The sequence below is a fragment of the Streptomyces sp. NPDC029674 genome (assembly GCF_044903205.1).
Classification (GTDB): Bacteria; Actinomycetota; Actinomycetes; order Streptomycetales; family Streptomycetaceae; genus Streptomyces.
This window is the reverse complement of record NZ_JBJDPY010000005.1, coordinates 9,625-21,546: the sequence shown is the minus strand read 5'-3', so window position 1 is coordinate 21,546 and position 11,922 is coordinate 9,625. Positions and strand designations below refer to the sequence as shown.

Below are 11,922 nucleotides of genomic sequence, written 5' to 3'. Positions count from 1 at the left end.
GTAGCTTTCCCTTGCGCTGCCCTGACCCCCGGGCACCGATCGGCGAGGACGCTACCAGTGCCCGTCGGTGCGGGTCTTCCAACTTGAGTAGGCATTCCGCTCTGCAACTCAGTGTGCAGGCACGGGGTGTTGCGTGAACCGTAGGATGTGCGGCATCTTTCGGTGGTGCTGCGGGAAAAGCCGACCGCCGTTATCCCTTACCGGACCGCCGTTATCCCTTGCCGGACCGCCGTTATCCCTCAGAAAAAGGAGAATCAGATGCCCGCTCTCGATGCGCGGACTTTCGAAGGCGCGGCGGCCGCCGCGGAGCTGGAGCGCGTCCTGGACGCGCACCCCGGTGTCGAGCGCTCCGCCGTGCTGACCGAGACGAGGCCGGACGGCACGCCGGTGCGCACGGCCTATGTGGTCCCCCGCCGCAACGACGCCGTCACGGACGACGGTGCCGCCCTCGGCCGGCAGTACGTCGCCGAATGGCAGGGAGTGTACGACCACGTCTACGCCCAGCCCGCCTCCGACGACCCCACCTTCGACATCCGGGGCTGGCTGAGCAGCTACACCGGGGGAGAGCTGAGCGAGGACGACATGCGTGCCTGGCTGGACGGCACGGTGACCCGGATCAAGAGCCTGGGTGCCCGGCGCATCCTCGAAGTGGGCTGCGGCACGGGCCTGTTGCTGCACCGTCTCGCACCCGGCACCGACCGCTATCTGGCCAGCGACATCTCGGCGGGCGCGCTGGACCGCATCCGCGGCTCGTTCGGAGACCGGCTGCCGGACGGTGTGGAGGTCTTCCAGGCACCCGCGGACGACCTGTCGGCGGTGGCGCCCCGCTCCGTCGACGGCTTCGTCGTGAACTCGGTGTCGCAGTACTTCCCGGACGAGGAGTATCTAGACCGGGTCGTACGCCAGGCCGTCGACGCGGTGGACGAGGGCGGCTACCTCTTCATCGGGGACGTGCGCTCGGCGGCGGTGAACCGGGCGTTCAGCGCGGGCCTGGAGCTGTCCCGCGCTCCGCGGCGGGCACCCAGCGAGAAGGTGCAGGCACTGGTCGAGCGCCGCTGCTGCACGGGCACGGAACTCATCATCGACCCGAGCTACTTCACCTCCCTCCTCGGCCGGCTGCCGCGCGTCGCGCACGTGGCCGTGCTGCTGCGGAGGGGCGCGCGCCGCACCGAGATGAACAGGTTCCGCTACGACGTGGTGATCCGCCTCGACCGGCTGCCCGGCGGTGAGGCCGCCGTGCCCGAGTGGCGTCCCTGGGAGCGGGACCGCTGGGGCGCGGCCGAACTCCGTCGCCACCTCGAGGACGAGCGCCCGGCGGTGCTCGGACTGCTCGGTGTGCCCAACGCGCGCGTGCTCTCCGACCACCTGGCCTGCGAACTGCTCTCGCGGCCCGACCGCCCCGCCGTGGCGGCCGAGGTGCTCGACCGGGCCCGCGCCGAGGCCGGCAGCGGGGTCGACCCGGAGGAGATCTGGTCGCTCGGTGACGACCTGCCCTACGCCGTCCGCCTCAGCTGGGCCCGCTCCCTGCCCGACGGGGCGTTCGACGTGAGTCTGGTCCGCGTCGACGACGCGTCGGCGGCATCGGCGCCGGAGGTGCGCTTCCCCGAGGAGCCCGCCCCGCCGCGCCTCCCCGTCAACCGGCCCTGGTACGGGCGGGTGGAGAACCTGAGCCCGGTCAAACTCCGTGCCCATGTGCGCGAGCAGGGCGCCGAGTCCGTGATGCCGGGCCGCTTCGTGCTGCTCGAGTCGCTGCCTGACGCGCACGGCGACGGGACCGCCGAGGAGGCGCTGCGCTCGATTCAGTGGGCCTGATCCCGCAAGGTCGGCCGGGCAAATTCCTTGCCTTATGCACAGATTGGTCCGGCATGTGGTGACGGTAAGAGGCGGGGCTCGGTGGCTGAATAAGTGTAGCTGTAATACATAGTGATAACAGTTTTCATATTGCAAAAAGTGCGGAAGCTCGGAGTTGGAGCGGAAGTAGCGCCTCCTCGCCCGCTGCCGTCAGGCCGACGGGAGCGAAAATCGCGCCAACCTAAAGCGGAGGACTGGCTTCCGTCTATTTTGTGTAAGGCTCACATAGGCTGTGGCTCATAACGGCCCACGCTGTTCAATGCTTTGCAGCGAGCCGGCGGATGTGATGACTCGTCTGATGGGGGACTGGCAATGCGGGGCGTGAGTGCGATACCAGCCGTGGACGGCCGGGATGAATGGATGCCCGCGCGGTCCAGAACGGCCGCGTGCAACGGCCGCATAAAGCTGCTGCTCGGCGACGAGCAGCCCTTGGTGCGCCGCGGATTGCGCGCGCTCTTCGAAAGCGACCCGGCGTTCCGCGTCCAGGGCGAGGCGGGCAACGGAAGCTCTCTGCTGGAACTGGCGAGCGCTCACCGCCCGGACATGGTCCTCATGGACGTCGACCTCCCCGGCCCCGACGTCCTCGACGTGGTCCGCCGCCTGGTCGGGGACCGGCCCGACGGCAGTACCGGTGTGGTGCTCCTGGCCTCCGAGGGCGGCCTCGCCGACGGCCGGGTGCTGGGCGCCGCCCGCGCGGGTGTGCGCGGCTTCCTCTTCAAGCGGGAATCCTCCGAGATCGTCTCGGGCGTACGAGACGTCGCCCGGGGCGGCGCCGCCATGAGCCCGGCCATCGTGGGCCAAGTACTCAAGGCGCTGCGCAGGACCCACCGGCCCGCCGCGTTCCGCCCGTCCGGCGAACTCGCCCTGCTCACCCCGCGCGAGCTGCAGATCTTCCAGCTCGTCGCCCAGGGACTCACCAACCAGCAGATCGCCGACGTGCTGGTCCTTTCGGAAGCCACGGTCAAGTCCCACTTCAACCGCATCTGCCGCAAACTGGCCCTGCGCAACCGTGTCGACGCGGTGATCCTCGCCTACGAAATGGGCGTCGCGGGAACCGTCACGGAACCCTGCTCCACCGCCTGACGGTGTGGGGCGCCGGACCGCGGGCGCCCCACACCGACGGCTATGCCGACGGCACTTCGCAGCCGTGCGCCACGCCCAGTATCCGGGCCATGTCGGCGACCACTTCGGTAAGCCGTTCGTGCAGGTAGAAGTGGCCACCGGCGAAGACCCGGGAGCTGAACTCCCCATCCGTTACTTCGCTCCAGCGCAGCATTTCCCCGGGGCGCACATGCGGGTCGTCCGTGCCGCAGAAGGTCGTGACCGGGGAGGAGATCCGCGCCCCGGGCTCCGGCCGGTAGGTCTCGATCAGCCGGTAGTCGTCCCGAATGGCCGGCAGGAACAGGGACCGGAAGTCGGCGCTGTCGAGGACGGCGTCCGACGTGCCCTCCAGCGCGCGCAGATCCTGCACCAGCGCGTCGTCCGACAGGAGGTGCACCGCCGACGCGCGGGCCGCGTGCGGTGCGGGCCGCCCCGACACGCACAGCCGGGCGAGCCCGCCAGGGCAGGCCCGCTCGATCCGCCTGGCCACTTCGAAGGCCACGACGGCTCCCATGCTGTGCCCGAACAGCACCAACGGCCGTTCGCGCGTCACCGGCAGCGCCGCGGTGATCTCGTCCGCCAGGGCTTCGATGCTCGGGGCGGGCGGCTCGTCGAACCGGTCCTCGCGGCCCGGGTACTGCACCGCCAGAACCTCCACCCCGGGTGCGAGACCCCGGCCCCACCCCTGGTACGAACTCGCGCCGCCACCCGCGTGCGGAAGGCACGCCAGGCGAGGCGCCCCCGGACGCGCCCGGTGCCGGCGCACCCACCGCCCGGGATCTGTCATTTCGGCCGTCATGCTGCTTCTCCCGCATGTCTTTTGCCCGTGGCGACCCGAAGGGGCATCGTCTGTGGCCAAGGTCTCCGGATAATTCCCGGCCGCCTGAGGAGCCGCGATCGTACATATGCGATGAGCCGCGGACAAGGGCGGGTATACGGCCGCGCATAACGCGGAACCACAGTTGGAGACGTCGATGACTACCGGAGTTGGACGACGCCCACGGACCCCGCTGCTACGTTCGGCCCGGGCCGATGGAGACGATTACCGGATCCATCGGAGAGCCACGATTCCGGGAATGCCGAGAATCACTACCAGGGCACCCGGCCCGCTGTCCCGAAGAGAGAAAACAGGGGACCCGCGCAGTGACGAGTACCGAGGACCGGACCGAGATATCCCGCGAGGGGATTTCCCCCGAGGAGCAGAGGCGCGAACTCACCAGGCTGCTGCTGGCCGAGGCGGGTCTTGAACGGCCGGACGCGGCCTTCGCCCCCATATCCGCCCGAGGGGCGGGGGACGGCGCCGCCGGATCGGCGCGCACGCCGCTGACCGCCGCGGAAGAACGCATGTGGTTCCTGCGGCACCTGCGGCCGGACGACATCGCCTACAACCTGTGCGGTGGCATACGGCTCACCGGTGACCTCGCCCCCGCCGCGCTGACCGCCGCCGTCACCGGCCTGGTGGCCGCCCACGACATCCTGCGCACCGTCTATCCGGCCGGCGACGACGGGGCACCGGTCCGCAAGGTCCTGCCTCCGCCCGACGCGGTCCCGCTGCACCTCACCGAGCTGGGCGCCCTGCCCGACGACGAGCGGGCCCGCGCGGCGGAACGCGTCATCGAGCAGGAGGGGCGCCGCCCCTTCCGGCTCGCCGACGAGACCCCGCTGCGTCTGCGCCTGTTCCGCTTCACGCCGACCGATCACCTGCTCACCATGACGGTGCACCACATCGCCTTCGACGACACCTCCTGGGGGCGCGTCCTCGACGAACTCGCCGCCCGGTACACGGTGGAGAGCGGCGCCGAAGGTTCCCTGCCGGCCCGCCCGTCCGTGCAGTACGCCGATGTCGCACGCTGGGAGAGGGCGCAGCTTGACAGCGGCGCCTGGAGCGACCAACTGGACTACTGGAAAAGCCACCTGGGGCAACGGTCCGGGGTCCTCGCCCTGCCCTTCGACCACCCCGGCACGGAAGGCGCCGACACGGAAGGGGCCGACACGGACGGTGTCCCGTGCGACGCACTCCTCGGCCCCGAGGACAGCCATGCCCTCCGAGGGCTGGCCCGCACGAGCGGAGTGACGCTGCACACCGCGCTGCTCGCCGCCTACCAGGCCGTACTGCACCGCTGGAGCGGCGAGAGCGACATCGCGGTCGGCTCGCCCGTCGTCAACCGCGGCCGGACCGAATTCGAGGACGTCCTCGGCAACTTCGGCAACACCGTCGTCCTCCGCACCGACCTGACGGGCGTCCCCTCCTTCCGCGCGCTCCTCGCCCGTACCCGCGACACCTGCGCCGAGGCCTTCGCCCACCAGGACGTCCCCTTCGACCGGGTGGTCGAGGCGCTGCGGCCCGCCGACGCGGTCGGTCAGGCCCAGCTGTTCGACGCGGTGTTCTCCTTCGTCACCGCACAGCCCCGCCGGGTGGTGACTCCCGCCGTGACCTTCGCCGAACACCCGCACCACAACGGCACCGCGCGCTTCCCGCTCGTCCTCGAAGTGCGGGAGGCCCCCGACGGGCTCGCCTTCGGGCTCACCGGCAGGGCCGATCTCTTCTCGCCGACGGCGCTGGAGCGGATGCTGGGCCACCTCCTGACGTTCCTGCGGGACGCGGTCGCCCACCCGGACGTACCCCTGAGCGCACTGCGGCTCCTCACCGAGGCGGAGGAGCACAGGGCACTGACCGAGTGGAGCCGCTCCCGCGAGGACCCCGCCGAGGACCGCCCGCTGCACCGCCTGGTGGCCGAGCAGGCGGCCCGCACCCCCGACCTGGTCGCCGTCGTCGCGGGGGACACCACCCTCACGTACCGCGAACTGGACCGGCGATCGGACGACTTGGCGGCCCGGCTGCGCGCCGAAGGGGTGGGCCCCGAGCGCATCGTGGGCGTGCACCTGGCCCGCACGCCCGATCTGGTGGTGGCGCTCCTGGCGGTACTGAAGGCGGGCGGCGCGTTCATGCCGCTGGAGCCGGACTGGCCCGCTCTGCGGCTGCGGTCCGTCGTGCGCGACAGTGGCCCCCTGCTGGTGCTCACGGACAGCCGGCACACCGCCGCACCACCACCGCTGGACGTCCCCGTGCTCGACCTCGCGCACCCCCTGGCCCCGGTCGAGGGCCCGGCCGCCACCGGTGGCGAGCCCGCGATGGAGAACGTTGCCTACGTCATTCACACCTCAGGTTCGACCGGCACCCCGAAGGGCGTGATGATCCGCCACCAGGCCATCTCCAACCGCCTGGTGTGGCAGTCCGCACTGCTCGGCATGACCAGCGACGACCGTGTCCTGCACAAGGCGCCCATGGGCTTCGACATCTCGGTGAACGAGATCTTCCTGCCGCTGGTCAACGGCGCCCGGCTCGTCCTCGCGGACCCCGGCGCACACGGCGACGTGGGATACCTGGCCGAGCTGATCGAACGGGAACGGGTCACCTTCCTCTACATCGTCGCCTCGATGCTGGAGGTCCTCCTCGAGCGCGACGACATCACCAGAACCGCCCGCTCGATCCGCCACCTCTGGTGCGGCGGCGAGGCGCTCACCCCCGCGCTCTACCGACGCTTCCGCGACCGTCTCGACGCCACCATGTACCACGGCTACGGACCCGCCGAGACGACCATCGGGATCAGCTGCCAGGTCTTCGACGAGGACGAGGACGGCGCGGTCGTCACCCTCGGCAGGCCCAACCCCAACGCCCGCCTGTACGTGCTCGATCCCTCCCTGCGACCCGTGCCGGTGGGCGTGGTGGGGGAGATCCACATCGGCGGAATGCCGCTGGCCCGCGGCTATCTGAACGACCCGGCACGCACGGCCCTGTCGTTCGTGCCCGATCCGTTCGGCACCGAGCCCGGAGGGCGTCTCTACCGGACCGGGGACCTGGCCCGCTACCGCGAGGACGGGCGCGTGGAGTTCATCGGCCGCGCCGACCACCAGGTCAAGGTCCGTGGCTTCCGCATCGAGCTGGGGGAGGTGGAGGCGGCCCTCACCGCCCACCCCGCCGTGCGCCGCGCCGTGGCCCTGGTGCGTTCCGGGGAGCCGGGCGGAGACCGGCTCGCGGCGTGGTGCGTGCCCGAACAGGACGTGACGGAGGGCGAGTTGCGCGCATGGCTCGTGGCCCGCCTCCCGCACTACGCGGTACCCGGCGAACTGCACCTGCTGCCCGCCCTGCCGCTGACCGCCGCGGGCAAGACCGACCGTGCGGCGCTGCTCGCTCTGGAGCCGGCCCGCGCCCCCGCCGTCGCCGTGGTCCGCCCCGAGAGCGACCTGGAACGCGAGGTCGCCGCCGTGTGGACCGAACTCCTCGGCCGCACCGACATCGGCACCCGGCACAACTTCTTCGACGTGGGCGGGCACTCGCTGCTGCTCGTGCGCGCGCAGAACCTGTACAGGCAGCGCCTGGGCAGGGACATCCCCCTGGTCGAGCTGTACGACCACCCCACCGTGGCCGCACTCGCGGCCCACCTCTCCCGGCAGCCCGGCAACGGCGACGACCCGGAGCTGGAACGCGTACGCGCCCGGGCCCGGCGCCGCAAGCAGCGCGGGACCCGGGGGACGACGGACGCCGCGACCCACGACGCACCCGGTGAGAGGACGTGATGAGGACTGTGGAGAACGAACCGGCACCCGGCGCCGAGGCGACCGACGTGGAGCACTCCGACACGGACATCGCCGTCATCGGCATGGCGGGACGCTTCCCGGGCGCCCGCGACCTGACGGCCTTCTGGGACAACCTGACGGCAGGACGCGAGTCGGTCACCCCGCTCAGCGACGCCGACTACCTCGCCGCGGGCGGCGACCCGGACCTGCTCGACGATCCTCACCTGGTCAAGACGGCCGCCGTCGTCGACGGCATCGACGAGTTCGACGCCGAGTACTTCGGCTACCCGCCCGCCGAGGCGGAGCTGCTCGACCCGCAACAGCGCCTCTTCCTCGAATGCGCGCACCACACCCTGGAGCACGCCGGCTACGGACCGGGCACCACCCGGGGCATGGTGGGCGTGTACGCCGGGGCCCAGCAGAGCCGCTACTTCCTCGACCACGTCTACCCCCGGGTGCGTGCCGGGGACGGCCTGGCCCTGCACCACGCGCAGCTCGGCAACGTCAACAGCACGCTGGCCACCCGCGTCTCCTACGAACTCGGCCTGACGGGTCCCAGCCTGTCCGTGCAGACCGCCTGCTCGACCTCGCTCGTCGCGGTGCACCTCGCCTGCCAGGACCTGCTCGACGAGCGCTGCGACGTCGCGCTCGCCGGTGGCGTGTCCCTCAACCCGGCCCTGCGCCGGGGCTACCGCCATGTGCAGGACGGACCGTTCTCCCGGGACGGGCGGTGCCGCCCCTTCGACGCCGACGCCACCGGCATGATCGGAGGCGAGGGAGTAGGCGCTGTGCTCCTCAAGCGCCTGGCCGACGCCCTCGCCGACGGCGACCACATCCATGCCGTCATCAAGGGCACCGCGGTCAACAACGACGGCGACCGGAAGGTGGGCTTCGCCGCCCCCAGCGCCGCCGGCCAGGCCGAAGTGATCGTCACCGCCCGGACCCTGGCGGGAGTGGACGCCGACACCATCGGTCTCATCGAGGCCCACGGCACCGGCACACCGGTCGGCGACCCCATCGAAGTCGCGGCGCTGACCAGGGCGTTCCGCCTCGACACCGACCGCACCGGCTACTGCGCGCTCGGCTCGGTCAAGAGCAACATCGGGCATCTGGACTCCGCGGCGGGGATCGCCGGTCTCATCAAGGCAGTCCTCGCCCTGGAACACCGCACCGTGCCGCCGACCCTGAACTTCCACACGCCCAACCCGCACCTGGCGCTCGACACGACCCCCTTCTACGTACCCACCACCACCCGGCCCTGGCCCGCCGCGGACCACCCGCGCCGCGCCGGGGTCAGCTCCCTGGGCATCGGCGGCACCAACGCGCACGTCGTCCTGGAGGAGGCCCCCACCCGTGCGCCGCGCGCCGAGAGCACCGCCGAACACGTCCTCGTGCTCTCCGCCCGCACGCCCGACGCCCTCGACGACCTCGGCCGCCGGCTCGGCCGACGCCTCCAGGACGAGCCGGGCCTCGCCCTGGCCGACGTGGCCCACACGCTGCACTCCGGCCGCCGCGCCCACCCCCACCGGCGCGCCGTCGTCGCCCGCGACACCGCCGAAGCGGCCCGCGCGCTCACTCCGGGCGGCCCCGCCCACCGGGCGGTCCCCGGACGCCCGGTGGTCTTCCTCTTCCCCGGCGCGGGATCGCAGCACCTCGGCATGGGCCGCGACCTGTACGACAGCGAACCCGTCTTCCGCGAGCAGATCGACCGCTGCGCCGAGATCCTCCGTCCGCATCTGCCCATGGACCTGCGGCACATGCTGTACGAGGAGGAACCCGCGACCGGCGGGGTCTTCCCGGCCCTCCTGTCCACCGAGTACGCGCTGGCCGGGCTCGTGATGTCCTGGGGGCTCCGGCCCACCGCGCTGCTCGGCCACAGCCTCGGCGAGTACACCGCGGCCTGCGTGTCCGGCGTACTGCGCCTGGAGGAGGCCCTGCCGCTGGTCGTACGGCGCGAGGAACTGTTCGCCCGTGCCGCCGGAGGCGGCGGCATGCTGGGAGTGGCCCTCGACGAGGCCGAGGCGAGAGCGCTCGACCCGGAACTGTCGCTCGCCGCCGTCAACGGGCCCCGCGCGTGCGTCCTCGCGGGACCGGAGCCCGCGCTGGCCCGCGCCGAACGACGGCTGACGGAACACGGCATCGACCACCGGCGCATCCGCTTCGGCGCGGCCGCCCACTCCCCCCTGCTCGACCCGGTCCTCGACACCTACGCGCAGGCGCTGAGCACCGTCGGACTCGGCGCCCCCGACATCCCGTACGTCTCCAACCTCACCGGGGACTGGGTCACCGCCGAGCAGGCCACGGACCCCGCCGCCTGGGTGCGCCACACCCGGGAACCCGTGCGGTTCTCGGACGGCCTGCGCACCGTCCTCGCGGAAGGCGACCCACTCGTTCTGGAGGTCGGCCCCGGACGGGCCCTGGCCACCCTGGTCCGGAGCCAGGCCGGTCCTGCCACGCCGGTGGTGCCGTTGATGCGCCACCCCCAGGCCCGGGAGCCCGACCGCCGCACCCTCCTCCAAGCCGTGGGGGACGCCTGGAGCCACGGCGCGGACATCGACTGGAACGCCCTGCCCACCGACCACGCCCCACGCCGTGTCCCGCTGCCCGGCTACCCCTTCGCCCGCACCCGGCACTGGATCGACGTCCAGCCGCTCACCGCTGTGGCCGGGTCCGCGAAGCCCCCGCAGGCGCAGGGGTTCCCGGTCGAGCTCCACGCGCACCTCGACTGGATGACCGACGCCGAGCAGCGCCTGCGCGCCGAGCACGCCGCCCGCCGGCTGCCCGCGGGACTGACCGAGAACCTCGACGCCCTCGCCTCGGCCCATGTCAGCGCGCTGCTGCGCCGGGCAGGCATCCCCACCACCCCCGGCTCGGTCGTCGAACGCGCCGCCGTCCACGCCGCGTTCCGTACCGTCCCCGCCTACCGGCCGTTCGTGGACGCCCTCCTTGGCATGCTCGCCGACGACGGCATCCTGACCGCCGACGCCGACGCCGACGCCGACGCCGACGCCGACGCCGACGCCGACGCCGACGCCGACGCCGACGCCGACGCCGACGCCGACGCCGACCGGCTGCGCTTCACACCGGCCGTCGCCGACGTCGGCGACCCGGCCGCGCTCACCGCCGCGTTCGTCCGGGCCCACCCCGACCAGGCCGAGGACCTCGCCTACCTCGATCACTGCGTACGCCACTACCCGCAGGTCCTGTCCGGGGAGGTGGCGGGCACCGAAGTGCTGCTGCCCGACGGCAGCGACGAGCGCCAGCGGGCCCTGATCGACCGCCGCCTGGCCTACAGCGACATTCCGCTCTACCGCCGGCTCATCGCCCGGACGGTCGCCAGGCTGTCCGCCGAGGCCGGTGGGCGACCCGTGCGCATCCTGGAGATCGGTGCCGGACGCGGCTATCTCACCTGGGACGTGGCCGAAGAGCTGCGCTCCCTGCCCGGCGTCGAGTACCACTTCACCGACCTGGGCCGCTCCTTCGTCCTCGACGGCCAACGCCAGGCTGAGAAGCGGGAGTTGACCGACCTCCGGTTCGGGGTCCTCGACATCACCCGTGACCCGGCACCGCAGGGCTACCCGGCCGCCTCCTTCGACCTGGTCCTGGCCTTCAACGTGCTGCACGCCACCCCCGACCTGCGCCAGGCCGTGCGCCACGCCTGCGGACTCCTCGTCCCCGACGGGGTGGCGATGCTGCTCGAGGCGTCCCGGCAGCAGCGCTGGTCACTGATGACCACCGGCCTGTACGAAGGCTGGTGGTACTTCGACGACGACCTGCGCGAGGGCTCCCCGCTCGTCGGCCCGAAGGTGTGGCAGGAGCTGCTGCGCACCGAGGGCTTCGCCGACGTCACCACCTTCCCCCGCTCCGGGACCGACGACCGCTCCGGCACCGATGATCGCTCCGGCGCCGACGACGAGAGCGACCACACTCTGGTCGTCGCCCGCCGCGGCACGGCACCCCGCGCCGACGCGCCCGCCGGCCCTCCGGCCGCCGCCGTCGGCCGCTCCTTCAACCGGCGCCCCGACCTGTCCGTGGCCTACACGGCCCCGACGAGCCCCCGCGAGAAGGAGGTCGTGGCGGTCTGGGAGGAGGTGCTCGGCATCGACGGCATCGGCGTCCACGACAACTTCTTCGACCTGGGCGGGGAATCGCTCCTGGCCATGCAGCTGATGGCGCGGCTGCGCGACCGGTGCGGCGCCGACCTGTCGCTGCGCCGCATCTTCGACGCCCCCACCGTCACCGACCTCATCCTCCTCGTCGAGCAGGCCGCACCGGCCACCGCGGGCCGCATCCGCCCCAGCGCCCGCCGCGGCCGACCGGCGGCCGTGCCGGCCGCGGCCGCCCAGGGCGGGACGTCCGAGCAGCACGACAAGACCGACAAGACGGAGTAGC

Annotated in this window: 5 protein-coding genes; 4 read left to right on the top strand and 1 reads right to left on the bottom strand. The window is 72.4% G+C overall.

Annotated elements, in window-relative coordinates; genetic code table 11:
- Positions 1-258: 258 nt before the first annotated feature.
- Together ACI2L3_RS13605 and ACI2L3_RS13600 are read left to right on the top strand one after the other, a co-directional pair.
- Positions 259-1,812: a methyltransferase gene (locus ACI2L3_RS13605; protein ID WP_404752534.1), complete on the top strand. Its 1,554-nt coding sequence runs from the start codon at positions 259-261 to the stop codon at positions 1,810-1,812.
- Positions 1,813-2,172: 360 nt separating this feature from the next.
- The gene (locus ACI2L3_RS13600; protein WP_404752533.1) at positions 2,173-2,934 is read left to right on the top strand and encodes a LuxR C-terminal-related transcriptional regulator; all 762 of its coding nucleotides are present in this window, start codon (positions 2,173-2,175) and stop codon (positions 2,932-2,934) included.
- Positions 2,935-2,974: 40 nt separating this feature from the next.
- Here the strand turns inward: ACI2L3_RS13600 and ACI2L3_RS13595 are convergent, their stop codons facing one another.
- Positions 2,975-3,739: a thioesterase II family protein gene (locus ACI2L3_RS13595; RefSeq protein ID WP_404752894.1), complete on the bottom strand. Its 765-nt coding sequence runs from the start codon at positions 3,737-3,739 to the stop codon at positions 2,975-2,977.
- A gap of 356 nt (positions 3,740-4,095) precedes the next feature.
- On the opposite strand from ACI2L3_RS13595, the gene ACI2L3_RS13590 reads away from it, so the two are divergent.
- Both ACI2L3_RS13590 and ACI2L3_RS13585 read left to right on the top strand, forming a co-directional pair.
- Positions 4,096-7,530: an amino acid adenylation domain-containing protein gene (locus ACI2L3_RS13590; protein ID WP_404752532.1), complete on the top strand. Its 3,435-nt coding sequence runs from the start codon at positions 4,096-4,098 to the stop codon at positions 7,528-7,530.
- Complete coding sequence (locus tag ACI2L3_RS13585; RefSeq protein ID WP_404752531.1) at positions 7,530-11,921, top strand: type I polyketide synthase; 4,392 nt, start codon at positions 7,530-7,532, stop codon at positions 11,919-11,921. Before ACI2L3_RS13590 ends, ACI2L3_RS13585 begins: the two co-directional genes overlap by 1 nt.
- The last annotated feature ends 1 nt before the right edge of the window (position 11,922 follow it).

Excerpts from the sequence above, each read along its gene's own strand:
- ACI2L3_RS13605 (WP_404752534.1), top strand. The coding sequence starts at position 259 with ATGCCCGCTCTCGATGCGCGGACTTTCGAAGGCGCGGCGGCCGCCGCG.
- ACI2L3_RS13595 (WP_404752894.1), bottom strand. The coding sequence starts at position 3,739 with ATGACAGATCCCGGGCGGTGGGTGCGCCGGCACCGGGCGCGTCCGGGG.
- ACI2L3_RS13585 (WP_404752531.1), top strand. The coding sequence starts at position 7,530 with ATGAGGACTGTGGAGAACGAACCGGCACCCGGCGCCGAGGCGACCGAC.